This window comes from Candidatus Poriferisodalis sp., from assembly GCF_965215815.1.
In the GTDB taxonomy this organism is placed as follows: domain Bacteria; phylum Actinomycetota; class Acidimicrobiia; order Acidimicrobiales; family Poriferisodalaceae; genus Poriferisodalis.
Genome location: NZ_CBDCEO010000013.1, coordinates 546,604 through 566,312 on the forward strand (window position 1 = coordinate 546,604; position 19,709 = coordinate 566,312).

General features: G+C 64.9%; 14 protein-coding genes. 6 read left to right on the forward strand and 8 right to left on the reverse strand.

What is annotated here, in order from left to right:
- Window positions 1-6: 6 nt before the first annotated feature.
- Both ACOOHB_RS12310 and ACOOHB_RS12315 read right to left on the reverse strand, forming a co-directional pair.
- Window positions 7-2,409 carry a xanthine dehydrogenase family protein molybdopterin-binding subunit gene (locus ACOOHB_RS12310; RefSeq protein WP_420445133.1) on the reverse strand — a complete coding sequence of 801 codons (2,403 nt, stop codon included), beginning with the start codon at window positions 2,407-2,409 and terminating at the stop codon, window positions 7-9.
- A 109-nt stretch (window positions 2,410-2,518) separates the two neighbouring features.
- Entirely contained in the window at window positions 2,519-3,286 is a 768-nt protein-coding gene (locus tag ACOOHB_RS12315; protein ID WP_420445134.1) for an SDR family NAD(P)-dependent oxidoreductase, read from the reverse strand.
- A gap of 188 nt (window positions 3,287-3,474) precedes the next feature.
- Here ACOOHB_RS12315 and ACOOHB_RS12320 point away from each other — a divergent pair, with 188 nt between their 5' ends.
- The 3 genes from ACOOHB_RS12320 to bfr all read left to right on the forward strand — a co-directional run bounded on the left by ACOOHB_RS12320 (window position 3,475) and on the right by bfr (window position 5,150).
- Window positions 3,475-4,152, forward strand: coding sequence for a metal-dependent transcriptional regulator (locus ACOOHB_RS12320; RefSeq protein WP_420445135.1), 678 nt, complete (start codon window positions 3,475-3,477; stop codon window positions 4,150-4,152).
- 186 nt (window positions 4,153-4,338) lie between these two features.
- Window positions 4,339-4,605 (forward strand): (2Fe-2S)-binding protein, encoded by a 267-nt coding sequence (locus ACOOHB_RS12325; RefSeq protein ID WP_420445136.1) that lies wholly within the window; start codon window positions 4,339-4,341, stop codon window positions 4,603-4,605.
- Window positions 4,606-4,673: 68 nt separating this feature from the next.
- Window positions 4,674-5,150, forward strand: coding sequence for a bacterioferritin (bfr, locus tag ACOOHB_RS12330; RefSeq protein ID WP_420445137.1), 477 nt, complete (start codon window positions 4,674-4,676; stop codon window positions 5,148-5,150).
- A gap of 73 nt (window positions 5,151-5,223) precedes the next feature.
- Here bfr and ACOOHB_RS12335 read toward each other — a convergent pair whose 3' ends face one another.
- Together ACOOHB_RS12335 and ACOOHB_RS12340 are read right to left on the reverse strand one after the other, a co-directional pair.
- Entirely contained in the window at window positions 5,224-6,567 is a 1,344-nt protein-coding gene (locus ACOOHB_RS12335) for a DUF3179 domain-containing protein (protein WP_420445138.1), read from the reverse strand.
- Window positions 6,568-6,601: 34 nt separating this feature from the next.
- Window positions 6,602-8,386: a hypothetical protein gene (locus ACOOHB_RS12340; RefSeq protein ID WP_420445139.1), complete on the reverse strand. Its 1,785-nt coding sequence runs from the start codon at window positions 8,384-8,386 to the stop codon at window positions 6,602-6,604.
- Between the two features lie 95 nt (window positions 8,387-8,481).
- Here ACOOHB_RS12340 and ACOOHB_RS12345 point away from each other — a divergent pair, with 95 nt between their 5' ends.
- Window positions 8,482-10,434 (forward strand): flavin-containing monooxygenase, encoded by a 1,953-nt coding sequence (locus tag ACOOHB_RS12345; RefSeq protein ID WP_420445140.1) that lies wholly within the window; start codon window positions 8,482-8,484, stop codon window positions 10,432-10,434.
- Between the two features lie 32 nt (window positions 10,435-10,466).
- Here ACOOHB_RS12345 and ACOOHB_RS12350 read toward each other — a convergent pair whose 3' ends face one another.
- From ACOOHB_RS12350 to ACOOHB_RS12365, 4 genes are all read right to left on the reverse strand, one after another.
- The gene (locus tag ACOOHB_RS12350; RefSeq protein WP_420445141.1) at window positions 10,467-12,977 is read right to left on the reverse strand and encodes a DUF5050 domain-containing protein; all 2,511 of its coding nucleotides are present in this window, start codon (window positions 12,975-12,977) and stop codon (window positions 10,467-10,469) included.
- 81 nt (window positions 12,978-13,058) lie between these two features.
- Complete coding sequence (locus ACOOHB_RS12355; RefSeq protein WP_420445142.1) at window positions 13,059-14,114, reverse strand: cache domain-containing protein; 1,056 nt, start codon at window positions 14,112-14,114, stop codon at window positions 13,059-13,061.
- A gap of 172 nt (window positions 14,115-14,286) precedes the next feature.
- Window positions 14,287-17,382: a hypothetical protein gene (locus ACOOHB_RS12360; protein WP_420445143.1), complete on the reverse strand. Its 3,096-nt coding sequence runs from the start codon at window positions 17,380-17,382 to the stop codon at window positions 14,287-14,289.
- Window positions 17,383-17,513: 131 nt separating this feature from the next.
- A complete protein-coding gene (locus ACOOHB_RS12365) occupies window positions 17,514-17,786 on the reverse strand; it encodes an enoyl-CoA hydratase/isomerase family protein (protein ID WP_420445144.1) in 273 nt (90 codons plus the stop codon).
- A gap of 75 nt (window positions 17,787-17,861) precedes the next feature.
- Between ACOOHB_RS12365 and ACOOHB_RS12370 the strand changes: the two genes are divergently transcribed.
- A complete protein-coding gene (locus tag ACOOHB_RS12370; protein WP_420446905.1) occupies window positions 17,862-18,401 on the forward strand; it encodes a trimethylamine methyltransferase family protein in 540 nt (179 codons plus the stop codon).
- A 173-nt stretch (window positions 18,402-18,574) separates the two neighbouring features.
- A complete protein-coding gene (locus ACOOHB_RS12375) occupies window positions 18,575-19,705 on the forward strand; it encodes a hypothetical protein (RefSeq protein ID WP_420445145.1) in 1,131 nt (376 codons plus the stop codon).
- Window positions 19,706-19,709 lie beyond the last annotated feature (4 nt).

Below are 19,709 nucleotides of genomic sequence, written 5' to 3' on the forward strand. Positions count from 1 at the left end.
TAGCGGCTACTGGCGTGCGGAAGCCAGCGCGGCGTGGACGCGGGCGGGGCTGAGCGGCAAGTCGTCGATGGTGATGCCGTAGGGGGCGAGCGCGTCGCACACGGCGTTGGCGATCGCTGCGTACGGGCCGAGCGTGCCGCCCTCGCCGACGCCGCGGATGCCGTTGAGATTGTGAGCGGGATCTTCGATGTGGCCAAGCTCGATGGGCGGCACCCGGTCTGCTGAGATCGCCAGGTAGTCCATGAATGTGCCCGACAGCAGCTGCCCATTGCCGTCGTAGACGAAATGCTCATACAGCGCCCCGCCCACGCCTTGGGCGATGGCGCCCTGCACCTGGCCGTCCACGATCATCGGGTTGATCGTCCGCCCGGTGTCCTCCACGCACACGATCCGCTGCACGTCCACTTCGCCGGTGTCGGGATCCACTTCGACGATGGCGGCTTGGGCGCCCGCTGCGAACGTGCCGGTGATCGGGTCGTAGAAGCGGGAGGATTCGAGGCCCGGCTCGGTGCCCGGCGGCAGGCGCTGCGGCTCGAAGTAGGCGACGCGAGCCACTTCGGCCACCGTCACTCCGACCGCTGGTGCATCGGCCGTGTGGATCAGGCCGTCGTCAATGGTCAGCCACTCCGGCTCGGCTTCGAGCAGGTGCGCTGCGATGGTGAGCATCTTGGCTCGCACGGTGCGGGCTGCGAGGGTGGCGGCCCCCGAGCCGATGACCCCCTGGCGGCTGGCGAACGCTCCCAGCCCAAAGGAGATCCGATCGGTATCCCCCATCTCTACAGAGACGTCGTCGATGTCGATGCCTAGCTCGGCTGCCACCACCTGCGCCATCGTGGTTTCGAGACCCTGGCCTTGGGAGGTCACGCCCATCGCAGCGGTGACCGCGCCGGTGGGGTCGATGCGCACGCTGGCCGACTCGTGGCCGGTGCGGAACGGCAGCCGCGGCCCCGCGGAAGCCTTCTGGCCCAGACCGGTCAGCTCGTTGTAGCAAGCGAAGCCGATGCCGAGCAGCCGGCCGTCGCCGCCTGGTGCCGTTGACGCCCGCTGCAGAGCGCGGAATTCGTCGTACCCCACACGCTCGACGACACCTTCGAGGCAGTCGATGTAGGTGCGCGAGTCGTGCACCAGCCGGGTGGGTGCGGTGTAGGGCAGGTCGTCGGGTGCCACCAGGTTCTTGCGGCGGATGTCGAGCGGGTCGAGGCCCAGCGCCGCAGCGGCGTCGTCGAGCAGGCGTTCCATGACGAAGACCGTGGCGGGCCGCGCCACGCCTCGATAGGGACCTGTCGGTGTGGTGTTGGTCGCGACGCCCAGCACGTTGCAGCGGTAATGGCCCAGCTTGTAAGGCCCCGTCAGCAGCCCGCCTGCCATGAGCGGCTCGATCCCTGCGGTCCACGGCGGCGCGCTGTATGCGCCCACGTTGGCGTGCAGCACAGCGTCGACGGCAATGAGGGTCCCGTCAGAATCGAAGCCGGCCCGCACCGTGTAGTGGTGGTCGCGGGCGTGCAGCGCCGTCATCAGATGTTCCGAGCGGGTCTCGATCCAGCCCACCGGGCGTCCTAGCCTCCGTGCTAGCTGTGCAATCGCCGCATCTTCGGGGTACAGCACCGCCTTGATGCCGAAGCCGCCGCCCACGTCGCCCACCAGCAACTGCACCGCGCTGTCGGACACGCCCAGCACCTTTGCGAGGCCGTTGCGGTGCAGGTGCGGGACCTGCGACGTCGCGTGCAGCGTCAGCTTGGTCCGGTCGCTGCTCCAGCGCGCCACCGCGCCGCGGCCCTCCATCGGTGTCCCGCCGTGGCGGTTCGTGCGGTACTGCCGCTCGATCACCAGGTGCGCGTCGGAGAGTGCCCGGTCGACTTCGCCGGCGTCGAACAGCCTGGTGACGAGAAGATTGTCGGGAGCGAGGTCGTGCACCGGATCGGCCGGATCGGCGGCCGCAGCGACAGCGTCAACGTGACAGGTCAACTCGGCGTAAGTGACGTCGACCAGTTCTGCAGCGTCGGCCGCCAACGCTGCGCTCGTGGCAACGACGGCAGCCACTGCCTCTCCTTGGTAGCGGACTTTCTGTGCCGCCAGCACCGGCTGGGGCGTGGCGATGTGGGTCCGCAGCGCTGATTCGGCCACCAGCGCCATAGGGGCAAAGTCCGGGTCGGAACCAGTCGCGAGGTCGACCACGCCGGGGGCGTCGAGCGCCGCGGAGGTGTCGATGCTCACGATGCGGGCGTGGGCGACCGGGCTGCGCACGAAGGCCACGGCGAGCTGACCGTCGTAGCGGACGTTGGCGATGTAGCGGCCTCGGCCCTGCAACAGCCGGGCGTCCTCGCGCCGCGGGACCGATTGGCCAAACGGGGCGCCGCTAGTCGGCACTGTCTCATCGAGCCGGAATGGCTCGTCGCGCCCCGTGCTCATACCAGAAGGCTCACTTGCTCGGACTCATCTCGGCAATGTCATTCGCTGGGACTCACTTCGGGGCTCACTTGGGGGGCATCGGATTCCGGCTCGCAATCGCCGGGCGCCCTCAGACCATCGAGTAGCCGCCGTTGACCGAGATGGTCTGGCCGGTCGTCCAACCGGACAGCGGCGAGGCCAGCAGCAGCACCATCGGCGGCACATCGTCGGGAGCACCGACCCGCCGCAGCGGGTACATCTTGGCGATGCGGGCCATGCGCTCGTCGTCGGCGTTGCCGGTGTGATGGGCGAACCGCTCCGAGCGCACCAATCCGAGAGACACGGTGTTGGCTCGGATGCCGTTGCGCCCGAATTCCTTCGCCACCGATTTCATCAGGCCCATGGTGGATGCCCGAGTGGTGGCCACGGCCGCCAGACGGCTCTCACCCACCCGGCCCGAGTCACCCATGAGCGACACGATCGATCCTGCAGTGTTGGCAACGACCATGTGCCGCACGACGGCCTGGGTCATCCGCATCGTGCCCATGACGGTCACGTCGACCATGTGCTGTAGCTCGTCAGGGTCAATGTCGATGAACGGACCTGTGTCGGTATATGCGGCGTTGTTGACGAGCACGTCAATGCTGCCGAATTCGCGCACGACCTGGCCAACCGTGCGCTCGACGTCTTCCTGGCTGGTGACATCGCATCGCACGGCGAGCGCCGCCCTGCCAGCTTCCTGTGCTGCGGCGGCACCCTTCTCGGCCCCTTCGTTCGATGCGTTGTAGGCGAAGGCGACGTTGGCGCCCTCGTCGGCGAACGCCGCAGCGATGGCCAGTCCAAGTCCTTGACCGGCGCCGGTCACCAGGACGTTCTTGCCCGCCAACTGCAAATCCATCACATGCTCCGTTTTTCACCGGCCGTCGGGGCCGAACCGCTGCGCCAGTCTGCCCCGGCCGGAACGTGAGCGCCCGCGAACCCTGAGGCCGTACTGGTGCGACGGCAAAGAACTCTGCCCCGGCGAACGCACCGGCTGCCTGCAAACTCGGTGCAGCGGTTCTCGGGGTCACAGCTATGGTGGCGACCATGGCGTACAAGCCGGTGGAATACCACCCTGCTTTCGAGGAGTATTCCGAGACGGTGTACGAGCTAGCCGAGGACGGCGTCGAGGTCATCCAGGCCCGCATTGCCGAGCGGCTTGAAATCTCGCGGCCCGCGGTGTCCGAGATGATCCGGCGCATGCAGCGTGAAGGCCTCGTCAAGGTCGATGACGATGCCCACATCACCCTCACCGACGAGGGCCAGCAGATCGCTACGACGGTCGTACGTCGGCATCGACTGTCCGAGCGGTTCCTGACCGACATCTTGAAGCTGAGCTGGGCCGATGCCCATCACGAAGCGGGCCGCTGGGAGCACGTCATCTCCCCTGTCGTGGAGCGGGCGATGGTGGAGGTGCTCAACGACCCGAACACCTGCCCGCACGGCAATCCCATCCCCGGCTCCGACTACATCGCTCCTGTCAATGCGATGCCGCTCGCCGAGATCGATACACCCGGCGCCTTCACTGTGCAGCGCATTCCTGAGGAGCTCGAGTTCGAAACCGGACAGCTGGAGTTCCTCGAGCATTCGGGGCTCATGCCGGGCCGAATGGGCACGCTCATGTCGGTGTCGCCCGACGGCACCGCCACGGTTGAGATGAGCGAAGGCACCGTCGGCGTCAGCGCCTATACCGCGGCGCGCATCCTGGTCACCGCGAACGCCTGAGCAGCAACGGAACGCTCCACCAGCAGCGCAAACGCTCGACCAGCGGCGACGCGAACGCCTGCGCAGCAGACAGACCGCACGCCGGTCGGGTGATGCTCCGATGCCGGTACTCGGATGTCGGTGCTTGCGCGCGCTGCGTTAGCGGTGCCTAACATTGAGCATCAAGGTTGTGTGTGCCGCTCGCTGGTGCCCGCTTGTGCAGAACTGGAGATCGTTGCTTCGATGATCATCTGCCAGTGTCTTGCCACGAACGAGGCCGCCATCCGGCACCTCGCCGCGCAGGGCGCTACTTCAGCGCTTGACATTGGCGCAGCTTGCGGTGCCGGCACCGACTGCGGCAGCTGCGTTGGCATGATCCGCGCCGTGCTCGAACAGTGCAGGCTCGAGTTGATGGATCCCGAGCACACGAAGGTCCACTCGATCGCGTTCGACCCGATCGCCGTCGGCGTCTAGAGGCCAGGCCACCAACAGCGGTCACTTTCGCGGCCTGTGTCGCAGCAATCGCCGCATAGGGTGGAACCATGCGAGGATCGCCCGAGGTCATTGAGTTCTTGAACGAAGCATTGACGGCCGAGTTGACGGCCATCAACCAGTACTTCGCAGCCTCGAAGATCGCCGACAACTGGGGTTACGGCCGGCTGGCGTCGAAGTACCACGAGGAATCGATCGAGGAAATGCGCGACGCCGAGAAGCTGATCGAGCGCATCCTGCTGCTCGACGCGCTCCCCAATATGCAGCGCCTCGGAATGGTGATGATCGGTGAGACCGTGCCCGAACAGCTCTCGCTGGATCGACAGCTTGAGGAGCACGCAATCGAGCGCTACCGGGCGGGCGTGCGGATATGCCTGGATGAGGGCGACGCAGGCACCAGAGAACTGCTTGAACACCTGCTCGTCGGCGAGGAAGAGCACCTCGACTGGATCGAGACCCAGCAGAGCCTCATTGATGACATCGGCGTCGAGCGGTACCTGCTTGCCCAGATCGGCGACGCCGACTAGAGCTCGACGCCGACATTCAGCACCGGTCGAGCGGTACCTGCTCGCCCAGATCGGCGACGCCGACTAGATCCTCTTACGGGGCGTCGATGAGCTCGATGTCGGGATCGTAGGCAGCCGCTGCGAACCAGAACGTGTCGATGTGCTCGATGGGTTCAAGCTGGGTTCCCGTCAGCGGGCCGTCAAGCGCCCGGCCGAGCACTGTCCACGTCGAGCCGGTCTGATTGTCGGTGAACGCTCCCGGCCCCACGGAACTTGAGGCGTCGGCCATACGCACAAATGTCAGGAGCTGCCCATCCACGGTGGGGTCGAACACCCCGGTCGCGCCCACGTCGCGGCCGAAGGCCACCTGCTGGTGCTGGATCGGCGTCGCAGTGCCCGGCAGTTGAAAGGCAACCACCGGTATGCCTTCCAGATCGAGCGGCATCACCCCACCTGACTGCAGCGCGTCGAGCTGCACCGCAACAACGGCGCCGCCGTGCCGGATGACCAGCACACGAGTCTGCGGAGGCAGGCGTGGATCGGGAACGTCACCGAAGAAGTCCGGTCTGCCATCCGGCTCGTCGTAGCCGACATAGGGATTGCTGCCGTACGACCGCCCGAAACCGCCAGGGCGCTTCATCACCAAGCCATTGGGGTGCTCGGCCACAAACGTCTCGAAGGCCACGGTGGCGACAGGGATCAACTCCAGCTGGGACCCCGTGAGGACGCCGGCGATGGCTTGGCCGGTGTAGTGCGCCCACAGGCTCTCGGTCTGGCGGTCGTACATGACCAGCGCTGACTTGTAGAGGCGGCCCGAGGTGCCGAAATCGAAGATGCGGTCGTCGAGTTGCCGGTAGTACCCGATGGCCGTGTTGCACAGCGGGCAGTAGGTGATGGTGACCGGTTCACCGCCGACGGTGTCGTTGACGATCTCGTGCCAGAGCATCACCTGGACCGGATAGGCGCGGGCGTCGCCGTTGAGCGTGAGCGTGACGACGGCCTCTTGGGGCTGCAAGAACTCGACGTCGGAGGCTCGTTCGAAGTCCGGAGCGTCAATGGAGGGGATGCCGTCGGGTGGCGGGCCGCCGGAGAGGACATCGAGGGGGGACACCAGCGCCTCGGGCAGCAGCGGTGCAGTGATGCCCTCTCGCAAGGCCGAGACCGTTGCCTCGCGCGGGCCGCCGGGGATCTGGGTGACCTTGAGATCGATGATCGGCACCGTTGTCGTGGACGCCGGGACCACGGCGGCAGCGGTGGTGGCCGGAGCGGAGATGGTCGTCGGGTCCGGCGCAGATTGGTCGTCGTCGGACGAGGTGCCGGCGCACCCCGATGCGCCCGCCAACAGGGCTGCTGCCAGCAGTGTCAGAACCCCACCGGTGGCCAGCCGTCCTGCCAGCGAGGACTTCAGCCGCGACGCTTGCCGCTGTCGTGGAGCCATCATGCGACGCTACTCCGCGCCCTGCTCCGAGGGTTCACGCTCCGATGCACTCGCGTGCCGGCAAGTACCACAAGGCCCATGCACCGGCGGGCTCGTCCACCAGGTGCCGGGCATTTGTGCAGCGCTCGACGAGATCGTCATGTGCGATCACGAATGCCGAGCACGGCGCCTCCCCGGAGCTCAAGCTCACACGCTCGTGGGTGATCGACGGCAGCTCCATGCGATACAGCCACAGCGCATATTCCGGCACCCGGGCCCGGTCGTGGGCCAGGCAGCTCAGCCCGCCGGCTCCGACGATGTCGGCGATCGCGGCTGCCGCGGTCACCTGGTCGCGGGCAATTGCGCCCACATCGGCGAGATGACGGTGGTTCGAGACCGTCGACACTGTCCCCAGCACCAGCACCGCAGCCACCAGCGTCCCCCCCACGAGCAGCCGTGCTCGTTGACGTCCGGAGTGCTCATCGCACGCGCCGGCGGTCGACAGCACAGCAACACCCGGCCCCTCCGGCAGTTGAGCACCGATGCCAGCGTTCGCTCGGCTGAGCGCTAGTGCGGCCAGCAGCACTCCCACCAGCGTCAGAACCACGGCTGCCGTTGCGACTGCGCCGAGACGGTCGTCGGTGAGCGCCCACGCTGGGCTGAGCGACAGGGTCATGATGCGTCGCGGCTCACCGTCGAACATTCCGGGCGCGCCCAGAACGGCTGCGTAGGCGGTCAGCGCCAGCGCCGTCGTCGTAATGAGCACGTGGCTGTGGCGGCGCGAGCGCTGCGTTGAGATCCATGCGAGCGCGACGACGGCAAGCGGCACTGCCCACGGATCGACGTAGCGCCCGTACAGCACCGTGTCGACGCGGTCGCTGCCGACCAGAGTCCACCCGCCCAGCAGCACCACCGCCAGCGCGCCCGCACACACGAAGACTCCAACCGCGGCCACCGGGCTCTCGGGCGCACCGCGAACTCGCAGCAGGCGCATTGCCGCCACCATGCCGATGCTCAGCCCGACGAGCCCCAAGCCGACAGTGCCGCCGCCCAGCGCCAGGAGCTGCCCGGACACTGTCGCCACCGTTTGCCAGCCGCGGTCGAGCTCGGCGGCTTCGCTGAGCCGAGCGATCGGCCAGGTGCCGGTCAGCGAGAGCGCCAATGCGGCTGTTCCGCCGCCCACCAGCAGACCTGCCGCCAGTCCCAGCCACGTGCGGCGTCCGGTTCGGGTCACCGCAGCCGTCACCACGACGGCGACAACCAGCACGACGGCGCGCGCATGCAGCGCAACTGCCAGCGTCGCGATCAGTCCGGCAACCGCCCATGAACGCTGGCTCGAACGGGTCGTTGCCGCCAGGTGCGCGCGGGCAATAGCGCCTGCACTCGCGAGCACGGCCAGCGCCAGCAACGTCTCGGGCCACGCAATGCGGGACGCGCTCGACAGCGACGGGTGCACCGCGGCAATGGCCGCGCCCGCAACGCACACCCACCAGCGACCCGACATCCGCCAGCCAAGCCAGCCCGCAACCGCCACTGCCACTGTGGCGGCCATCGAGTTGGCAACCAGCGCGATGTAGTGCACAGATTCACCCTGTGTGGACAGTTCCGAGATCTGTGCCACCCAGACGAGCGGTGCCAGCAGCAAGCCGAAGCCCGGCTGAAATGGCAGGTTTTCGGGTGCCAGCCCGTCGCTCCCGATCCACTGGGCGATGCTCAGGTAGGCGGGCACGTCGGGCACCGCCACAGGACCGCCCGCCGAGGAGGCCACGAGCAGATGGACGGTAAGCACCCCGACCAGGGCTCCCATCCCCAGCGTGGCCGCAACGATGTCCCGTCTCATGTCGTCCTGAAGGCTGTCACAGCGCCCGACGCCTGCCTCGCGCTTGCGCGGCTGCACCGCCCCGGCGCGATGAACAGCACCTCGCGTAACATCGCATGAGCACTGAATCGAATGACGTCGGGGGACTCATGGCGCAGAGTGAGATGGCATCGGACACGTTCACGCGACCGGCGGTCAGCATTGATCCCGAGACCGGCTTGAAGATCTTCAACACACGGGCGGCGAAGGCGTCGGAGAAGATTCAGGGCAGGGGCTACTCGGTTAACGCTGACGAGCATCTCAAGGAGCTGCCGCCTCCCCCGCCGGGTGCTGTGTTCAACGCCGAAGAGCAGGCCAAATACCGGGAGTTCAAAGAAATCCGCAGGGGCGCCGCCGACTACATGGCGATGGAGGGCGAGTTCAAGCGCTACCTCGAAGACGTGTACTCCGAGCCGCCGATCGAGCGCGGGGCGCTTGCCGACGAGTGCGAGGTGCTGGTGATCGGGGCCGGGTTCGCCGGGCTGCTGCTGTGGCACAAGCTGCGCGCCGCCGGATTCACCGACGTCCGCTTCTGCGAGAAGGGCGGCGACGTCGGGGGCACCTGGTACTGGAACCGGTACCCGGGCATTGCCTGCGATGTCGAGTCGTACAGCTACCTGCCGCTGCTCGAGGAGATGGGGTACATCCCGTCGATGAAGTTCGCTTCGGGCTTCGAGATCCTCGAGTACTGCCAGGCGATGGCCACCAAGTTCGGCTTCTATGACCACTGCCTGTTCCACACGACGGTCGACGCCACCGAGTGGGACGAGGACACCGGCCGCTGGAAGGTGATCACCGACCGCGGCGACGCCATGAAGGCCCGCTACGTCATCTTGGCCAACGGCATCCTCACCAGCCCGAAGCTGGCACGCATCGACGGCATGACGAAGTACGAGGGCGAGTCGTTCCACACGTCTCGCTGGGACTACAACATCGACCTCGAAGGCAAGCGTGTCGGCATCATCGGCACGGGGGCCACGGCCGTGCAGGTGATCCCTGAGATCGCCCAGGTGGTCAGCGAGCTGTACGTGTTCCAGCGGACGCCGTCGTCGATCGACGTGCGCGACCAGCGAACGACCGACCCCGACGAGATCGCCGAGTGGAGCAAGGAGCCGGGGTGGGCACGGGCCCGCCGCAAACGGTTCGCTCGCATCTCGTCAGGACGCACCGCCATCAAGGCCAACGACGACTACCTCGCCGGCCGAGTGGCGGACTTTAAGGAACGCAAGCAGCACGAACGCAAGCTGTCGCCCGAAGAGCTGGTGCAAAAACAGCTCAACACGAACTTCCGGATCATGGAGCAGATCCGGGCCCGGGTGGACGCCATCATCGAAGACCCCAAGACGGCCGAGGCCCTCAAGCCGTACTACCCGTACGGCTGCAAGCGGCCCACCTTCCACGACGAGTACCTGCCGACGTTCAACCAGCCGCACGTGCACCTGGTGGACACCGCCCCGATGGGCGTGAGCGAGATCAACGAGCGCGGCGTGGTGCACGACGGCGTGGAGTACCCGCTGGACGTACTGATCTATGCCACCGGGTTCCAGTGGATGGCTACTGCGACGTTCAACATGATCCGGGGCCGCGACGGCATGACGCTCAGCGAGAAGTGGCAGACCGATGGCACCAGGACGTTCCTGGGCCTGCACAGCCATGGCTTCCCGAACCTGTTCATCGTGTCGGGGCCCCAGGGCGGCGGCGGCAGCTTCAACTTCACCGACGCCATCGACCAGCACGGCGACTACATCATCTGGATGCTGACCGAAATGCGGGACAAGGCCCTCAACGTGGTCGACATCACCCCAGACTCAGAGGTGAACTACGCCGAGCACTGCCGAGTAGCCGACATCACCACCGCACCGCTGCGTGACTGCCTGTCGTATTACAACGGCCACGGCGAAGCTCAACCGGGCAGCTTGGCGTACTACGGCGGCGGCTACTGGCACAAGTTCCGGCTCGCCGCGCAGGAGTCGCTCGACCCCTACATCTTCGAATTCAAATCCGACCGGGTAACTCAGCCGGCCGGCTAGCGCCGGCCGGCGCTGGCTTCGGCGGCGTCCCGTCAGTCCGAATTGGGCACGGGGGACCACGTGGGGTCGCGGTCGTCGCGGCTGTAGGTCAGCCGTTGGATGCCGTTGCCGGTTGCGTTCATGACGCCGATACCCGATTGAACGTAAGCCAGGCGGGTGCCGTCGGGCGACCACGTCGGATTCGGGGCTGCAAGGAACATCCCGAGTAGCTGCTGCTGGGTGGTCCGATCGTCGGTGCCGTCGGCAATCAGGATTCCTGGCCTCTGGAGCCACAGGAGCCTGTTGGTGAACAGGATTCTGGTGCCGTCGGGCGACCACTTCGGCCGGTAGCTGTGCATCGGATCGTTGGTCATCTGCTTGGGGCAGCTGCCGTCGGCATTCGCAGTGAACACCTCGAAATCGCCGGGAGAGGCCATGCGTGTGAAGGCGATCCTGCTGCCGTCGGGCGACCAGTCCGGGTCTTCGTCGAGGTCGGCATTGTCGGTGAGCTGAACCATGCCGGTGCCGTCGGCACCGATGACGGAGATCTCGTTGTCGCCGTCGTTGCTGGTGTAGATGATCTTGGTGCTGTCGGGCGACCACGAGAACTGCGTGTCGTGTGTGCTGTTGTCGGTGAGCTGCACCATGCCGGTGCCGTCGGCTGCCATAACAGCTATCTCGGCGTCGCCGTCGTCGATCTTGTAGGCGATCTGGGTGCCGTCAGGCGACCACTGCGGCAACGATTCCGACGTGCTGTTGTCGGTGAGCTGCACCACATCGGTGCCATCGGCTGCCATAACAGCTATCTCCGGGTCGCCGTCGTTGGTGACGTAGGCGATCTGGGTGCCGTCAGGTGAGAAGGCAGGGGTCCAGTCGTCGACATCGTTGTCGGTGAGCCGCTGCTTGGCGGTCCCATCGGAATTGATCACGAAGATCTCGTCGTCGGTGGACTTGCTGCTGAAAGCGATCTTGGTCCCGTCAGGCGACCACACCGGGTCGATGTTGTGGTTGCGGTCACTGGTCAGCTTGGTTTCGTTGCTGCCGTCGGCGTCCACCACGAAGATCTCGCCGCCGTGGCTGCCCCACGCGTAGTAGGTGATCTTGGTGCCATCGGGCGACCACGATGCCGCGTGCTCGGTACGGCCGTTGGTGGTGACCCGAGTGCGGTTCGTGCCGTCAGGCTCGACCGTGTACAGCTCGCGCTGGTCGTCGGACCAGAAGAGGATCTTGGTGCCGTCGGGCGACCACACCGGATGCTTGCCTGCTGCGATCTCGGTGCTGCCGCTGCCGTCGATGCCCGCCACATAGATCTTGCCGTAGTTGCGGTAGGCGATCTTGGTGCTGTCAGGCGACCACGCCATGTGCTCGTCGATCGTGACCGTGTCGTTGATTTGCACGCGGTTCTCGCCGGCGGAGTCCACGACGTAGTAGTCGCGCGCGTAGAAGGCCACCTTGGTGCCGTCGGGTGACCACCGGGGTTCCCTGGCCGAGTCGGTGTAGAACTCGGCATCGTTGGCGCCGTCCGGCTCGACGGACCTGATGTTGGCTGGGTGGCCGAGGGCCCGCTCGGTCTGGTAGAGGATCGTGGCGCCGTCCGGGGACCACGACGGGTAGCGATTCTCGTAGCTGTCGTCGGTGAGACGCACGCTGTTGCTGCCGTCGACGCCGATGACGAAGAGCTCGAAGTCGGCATTGGTGACTTCGGTGTAGTACGCAATCTTGCTGCTGTCGGGCGACCACTCGGTTCCGTGCACGTCGCTTGAGTGGCTCGTGACCATTGTCTGATTGCTGCCGTCGGCATCCATCACGCGGATGGAGAACGCGTCGCCGGGGCTGGTGTATGCGATGCGGTACACGCCGCCCGATTCCGACTCCTCCGATCCCTGCTCTTCTGCGGCCGGTGTGCCCGCTAGGGCGCAGACGTCCTCAACGGTGACCGCAGTGTCGCTGTCGGCGGTGTCGGCGGTGTCGGCGGTGTCGACGACGGCGGAGGCGACAACTGCGCCACCTTGTGTCCCCGCGACGATGCCCAGTAACTGAGCGTCGTCAGCGTCCGTCCCTGCATCGCCGCTGTCGGTGATGACCCCGGTGTCGGGATCACAATCCGGCGAATCTTCAGCCGCGACGAAGTCGTCCCTGAGATTGATGCGCCTGTACCGCGACCAGCCCGACAGCTCGCCATCGCGCCATGCCTTGACCCGATAGGTATACGAAGCGCCGGCGTCGCGGGCGCACACGTCGGCGAACGACGTGTCGGTTGTCGCAGTGTCGTCGGTGATCACATGGAACGCTCCGACAGCGTCCACACCAGGGCGGCGGCGCAGTACCTGATAGCCCGTCACCGATGCGGCGTCCTGCGCGGGTGCGCCCCAGCTCAACTCCACAACACCGTCGACGATCGCAGCGGAAGGCCTCGATGGGCGGTCGGGCGATGGCGCCGCATGCGCCGCCACCGGCACCAGCACCGCCGCGGCGGCCACGACAGCGAGCACCGCCGCGATCCGGCCCCGATTCCGACATCTCATCAGGGCAAGTCGGTCGAGTGGCATTGCGTTCCGTGGCATTGCGTTCTCCTTGGCGGCAAGAGGGATCCGGAGAGATCCGTGCGAGTGGGTGGCTGAGGACCCCCGCGGCGGCGCTCTGCGCTACTCGAGGTAGCTCCAGTCGGCCCGTGCTGCGCCGAAGATCAGGCCGTCGTGGAGGACGATCCACGACCGCATGTACGCGGGGCCTGTTCCGGCCTCGTTGTCGGCCTCGCTGATCCACACGCCTCCAGGGACCGCATCGAGCGCAGCCGAACCGAGCACATCGACGATGTTGCGACCCTCCAGCTCAGGATCGAAAAAAGCCGAGATGACTTCGCCGTCCGGTGCGGCGACGAAGACGATCCATCGTGCTTCGAAGTTCGACGTGTTGTAGTACGCGAGGGTCGCGGTGAGGCTGCCTAGGACAGAGTCGGAACTCGTGAACCTGTCTGCGTAGCCGTCCAATCCCGATTCGTCATAGCCCGCGATGGCTGCCGCAACCCCGGCTTCGACAAACTCGTCGGCGTTGATGTAGTAGCCGGACGCGAAGAGCAGCCCGTCGTGGCGCACGACCCAGGCGGCCTTGAGCTGGGTTTCCCCGAAATCTCCCGCCGCCAGGTCGCCGGTCGCAGGATTACGGAACACATAGGTCACCCATGTGCCGTTCTCGTCTGCCGCCAGCATCTCGGGCCCGAAGGCATAGCCGTTTGCATCGACGCCCACCCAGCTCGTCAACAGCGATCCGCGTCGCTCTGAGTCGTAGTGCGCGAGGACTTCTCCGTCGGCGTCGACGATGAACACGTACCACTGTTCGTCGACACTCTCGATATCGCTGTAGTGGGCCAGCGTGGCCTCACGGCCCTCGCTCTGGTACTTCTCGATCGCCGAGTCGACGACCCAGCGCGTATGCGCAACTGGATCCGATTTGTCCGCTGCGGCGGCCAATGCGTCGCTGCCCCCGTCGTCACTGCCGGGACCGGATGTGGTCGTCGGCGGCTCTGTGGTGGCGACAGGCGCCGCAGTATCGTCTTCGGTCTCCGCGCTTGCCGCCGTCACCGACGGCGCATCGGACTCCGGCATGGCATCGCCGTCATCGGCATCATCGCTGCAGCCGGCGACGCCCGCAAGCATCACAGCAGCCAGCACCACGACCACAACAAGACAGTTCTTCTTCATAACAAGCATCTCCGATCCGTTTGATCTCTCAGGCCGACCCCGCACCGATCAACCGCTCAAGCCCGCCTCACAGGCCGAAATCACAGGGATCGACCGCAGAAGCACGGCGTGGCAGCCACCGATTCGGACCCAGACGGCACCCGAATCGATGGCTGCCTGCGAACGTGCCTCCCTACAGGCCCCCGCTGCGCTGACCAGTTGCCTTGTATGCGAACAGCTGCGTCTCGCTGGAGTCGAGCACCCACATCGTCGACCCGTCACTCCAGATGGCGCGCGGATCGGCGTTCGCTCCGGCGAGACCGAACTCGTGAGTTTTGGCTCGTTGGCCGAAGTTATAGGACTGGTTGTCAACAAGGCTGTACGCGTAGACGTACTGGTTGGCCTTGTCGGTGACCCACATGGTGGTTCCGTCCGACCACATTCCTCTTGCGTCCACGTTCTCGCCGTCGACCAGCGTGATGTCCTTGTCGCTGTCCGGGCTCCCGGTTGATCGGTCGTAGGCATATATCTTGTCGTCATCGAAGTCCAGTACCCACAATGTGCTGTCATCGCCCCAGACCGCACCACGGATTCCGTTGTCGCTGTCGTAACTGATGGAACTCAGAGTCTCGTGCGACGAATCCAGCTCGTAGAGCTTGGCGAGAATGTCCTCCCTCCGAATGTATCCCGCACGATCCTCGTTCGCGATGTGGAAGCTGGCGGTATCGACCTCATACCAGATGCCGGTAGCCCTCGCAATGTGACCAGGGAGCACAAAGGACACATCGACAAGGTATTCGCCGTAGGAATCTTCGGGGTCGATGGAGTACGCCAACACCGCGTCACGCTCGGAGTCGGCAATCCAGATGACGTTTCTGCCGGAATCTCCTGCAATGTCGTTCGCAAACTTCGAACGGTACGAGTCGTCGTCACACCCGGCGTTCAGGCTGATGTCCTTGCTGGGGACACGACCATAGAGCGCTGAGGAATCCTCTGATGTATCTGTGCTTGCCAGTTCTGCTTCGCAGTCCTCGAAGCTCAAATCGATGTCATCGTCGGTGATGGCGACCGTCAAGCTTTCGACAAAAACGTGGTACTCAGCAGGGCTGCGCGCCTGGTCGACTATGTGGCTGATCTTCACATGATCGTGATTGTCGTCGTCGTCCTGACTCGCAGTAATGGTGACGGTCTGCGGGGTAGACCAGTTCGAAGAGGTGAACGTCAACGTACTCGGAGACCTCTCCAGGTCACTTCGAGAGTACGGCCACACACCAACAACGACATCTGACTCAGGAGCAATGTCGAGCACGATGGTGTAGGAACCGCTGCCGCCCTCGTCGATCGTCAGCACCTCCGCCGAAACGGTGGCTCCCGGATCGTTGTCGGTGACAGTGACCTCCACGCTGCTGATGGTGATGTGAGCGCTGCCGGCAGTGCTGACTGTGTGGCTGATGGTTGCTTCGTCGTCCGTGTTGTCAGTGTCCTCAAGCGCGGACACGGTGACGTCTTGCGATGTGGACCAGTTCGAGGTCGTGAACGTCAGTGTCGACGGCGACACGGTGATATCGCTGTCCCCGCTCACCGTGACATCGATGGCGATGTCATTGCTTGGGGCCGCGTCGAGCACGACCGAGTACGAGGAGTTGCTGCCCTCATTGAATGCCAGCGAACCGACCGTGACCACCACATCGTCCGTGTCGTTCACAACCACCTGGATCGGGTCGATGAGGACACTGACGAACTTGCTGTCCGACGTGCCGTCGGCGGTCACACGGTGAAAGACGGTTGCGGTTCCGTCGGCCCGGTCTGCGTCGTCGATCGCAGTGACGACGATTTGCTGTTCTTCGAACCAATTCGTTGACGTAAAGGTCAGCAGGCTGGGTGCGACGGAGACGGTGGCCTCTCCCATCTTCCAAACCTCGATCACGACATTTGAGGCAGGGGCTGCGTCAAGCACCACGGTGTAGGAGGTGCTGCTCGGTTCGTTGATCACCAGTCGGAGGACGGAAACCGTTATCCCGGCGGTATCGATGTCGAGTGCAGTGAACCCAAGCGTGTTGATGACGACGTCGTCGTATTCGTCCGAGCTGCTGGCGGCGTTCACGGTATGGGTGATGTGGATGCCGTCGTTGAGCGTGTCGCTATCATGGGTGATGCTGATCGAGATGTCTTGGGGCGCGGACCAGTTCGACGGAGTAAACGTCAACGAGCTCGGCGATATCGAGAAGTCCTCGTTCTCGGTGTGGGTGACATCGATGACCACATCGGCTTCGGGTTCAGCCTGCAGGACGAGCGAATACGCAACGCTGTCTCCTTCGATGACATCACCCCAACCGTCGGGAATCATCAGCTCCACGCCGGGATCTGCGGTTTCTTCTGTGTTGCCCGGATGCGTATATGCGAACAACTTGCGATCGGCCTCGTCGACCACCCACATGGTCGTGCCGTCGGACCAGATGCCCCTCGGCCGGTCATTGTCACTGTCAGTTTCGAACTCATGCTCGAGTTGGCGCTCGCCGAGCGAATCCTCATCCATCGAATAGGCAAAGAGCTTGGAACGGCTCAGGTCGCTGACCCACATGACGGCACCGTCGGACCAGAGTCCTCGGCCTGCTCCGTTCAGGGGATCCAATACGACTTCGAGACTGTGCAAACGATCGCCCGTGACGAGGTCATAGGCGAAGATCAGGTCGAAGTTGCCGTCGAGCACCCAGATCGTCTCGCCGTCGGACCAGATGTCTTCTGGTCGCTGGTTCGCTGCGGTGAGCACGATTTCTACATCCGAATCATGCAGGCCCGTCTCACGGTTGAAAGCAACAACCCTCCACTGGTTGACTCCACTGGGTGCAGCGGATCCAGCCGCTGGGGCGACCACGTAGAGATGCTCGTCGTTGGCCCAAATGCCTGCGTGGGAATCGGCAACCGCCACGGTGTCGATGTCGTCCTCATGGACCTGATCGCCAATCCGGTACGCACCAGCGTCCTCCAAGGCGATTGCGCGCACCTGACTCGAGCCGCGCGTGCTGACGTACATGGTGGACCCGATCCCAGCAATCGCTGTCGGGCTGTTCCAAGCAGCGTGCAGGTCGATGTCCCGGTTCGAGTCGCGATCCCAGGTGACCGAGGCGTCGTCGTCCTCGGATTGTGCTGCGGCAGGCAGGGCGACCGTCGCCGTTACGAGAGCCGCGGAGAGGAGCGCAACAAGTGACCGCGTCAACCTCCCCCACTTGCGAGCGGACCCCCCAGGCCCGGGGGAGCTGTGACCATGATCGCGATGCATGTCTGTCATGCACAGAATTGTAGGCCGTCCATAGATACCTTCATACTTATGTGTGTGCAATACATATTTGGTGTGTGATGCCGTGCGCCACGGCGACCGTCGGGCAGTGGCTCACAGTCAGTCGTCGCCGCTGTGGCGGGTCAGCGGTGAGACCACTTCACCTGGCGGCGCCCGAGGAACGACGCCATCGCTTCTTTGCTGTCCTCGGTGAGCGAGGCCATGATCTGGGTGCGGTTCTCGAGGTCGATGCCGGCGCGCAGGCTGCCGATCTCCAGGTTCGACCACATGACTTCTTTGGTCATCCACACGCCGAACGGACTGTTGCCCACGATCTCGGCAGCGACACCGAGGCAGGTGTCCATGAGGTCGTCGTCGGGCACGACGGCGGCTGACGAGCCCGATGCGATCGGCATCGGTGGCGCTGAGGGCGCCGTGGAGGTCGCTCACCAGCCCATGCGTGATGGCATTCAGGCGCTCGGGCCGGTTGGATCCTGTCCGAGATCGGAGTTGAGTTCCGTGGCGACGACGAGGCGCTGGAGCTCTTCGGGGCCGCCGGGGCACAGGTCACCGGTGAGCGCGTTCGCTTCGAGCCCGGCCTGGCCCGGCAGCTGTGCTCAACGGCGCCACGCCACTTCGCCATGTGGGGCCGCGACGGCAGGCGCATCGAGATCGGCGGCGACCACGTGGTCTTCACGCCGTCCTACGGCCCGCCGTTCGTCGCTGATCTGAATGGCGGTCGCCGGTATGCCACCATCGAGGACTTCCGGAACTTCGTGAAACTGACGTGGATGTCGCCGTGGCTGGCCCATGGGAGCGGCACGGTATGCGAGCCGGTCGACGTCCCGGTCGACAAGCGGCACCTCGACATGGTGGATGCCCACCTGCGCTACTCGGCCAATGCCGCTCCTACCAGCCGTCGACCGGGAGCTGCAAGCCTTCGTCGAGGACCGCAAAGCAGCCGTTCCCGACGTCTGGTACTGACCCCGCTCGTTCTTGAGCATGCCACCCGCACCGGGCCGCGCGGATAGGCGACCGCTCGGAATGCTGCTGTCACGCTTTCTGTGCGCAGATTTGCCGTCTGTGGCGGCATTTTTGCGCAGAGTCTGCCGTCGGGGCTGCCGGGAATCGCCGCCTATTCGCTAACGCTCTAAGGATGTTTCAGAAATTCACCTATTTCACCGCTACCGAAACAGAGTAAGATATGAAACGTGCTCGAATCACTGACCACTATCCCGGAACCCGAGCAACCATGCCATCGTCAAGCCTTCCCAGCGAAACTCAAATAATCCGAGACCTGACTCGCACGCTTGCTGCTCGGTTGCCGACAGGTTGGTACGCCGACGTAGGCCTCGACGCACGAATCGGCGCAACGGCGCTCAGGCCCGATGCCGTCGTCAAGGTCAAGTCGCCGAGTGGCGAGTCCGCTCAGATCGTCATCGAGGCCAAACGGCGGATCGAACCTCGCGCGGCGAGATCGGTGGTGGACCAGGTGCAGCAGTACTGCACCGCCCTGGAAGAGGAAGCAGTGCCAATCGTTGGCGCCGCCTACCTCTCGCCGCGCACTCGAGACACACTCGTGAGCTGCGGCGTCGGCTACATCGACACCACTGGCAACGTCAAGTTGGAAGTCTCGTCGCCGGGACTGTTCATCTCGGCTGCGGGTGCTGACCGTGATCCCTGGCCCGCGGAGTATCCGCTGAATTCCCTACGTGGTCGCGGCACTGCTGTGGCACTGCGAGCCATCATCGACAATTCGCCGCCATTCGGCATCCGGCAGCTTGCGGAATTCACCGCGGCCTCAGCCCCGACGCTCTCGCGTGTCATTGCATTGCTCGACCGCGAGGGAATCACTACGCGCGAGCCACGCGGCCGCGTTCTTGATGTCGATTGGAAAGCCGCCATCCGCCGGTGGGCCGAGGACTACGGACAGTTGACGTCAAACCAGCCGTCCATGTTGCTAGATCCGCGTGGGCTTCGATCCACCGAACGTCGGCTCGCACGTGCCTCGTTCAAGTACGCAGCCACTGGTGCCTTTGCGGCCCAACGCTTCAACCCGATCGCGGGCGCGAGAACGGCGACGCTCTTTGTCGAGGACCCCTACGAAGCGGCTCACGAACTCGGCCTGCGTGAGGTCGACTCTGGCGCGAACGTCGTTCTGCTCGAACCGTTTGACCCGATCGTCTTCGAAGGCGCGACGATCCGCAACGGTCTGCGCTGCGTCAACCCGAGCCAACTCGCTGTCGACTTGCTGACGGGACCAGGTCGAGAGCCGTCGCAAGGCGAAGCACTCTTCGATTGGATGACGAGCAATGAACAAGCTTGGCGAACCTAGACAG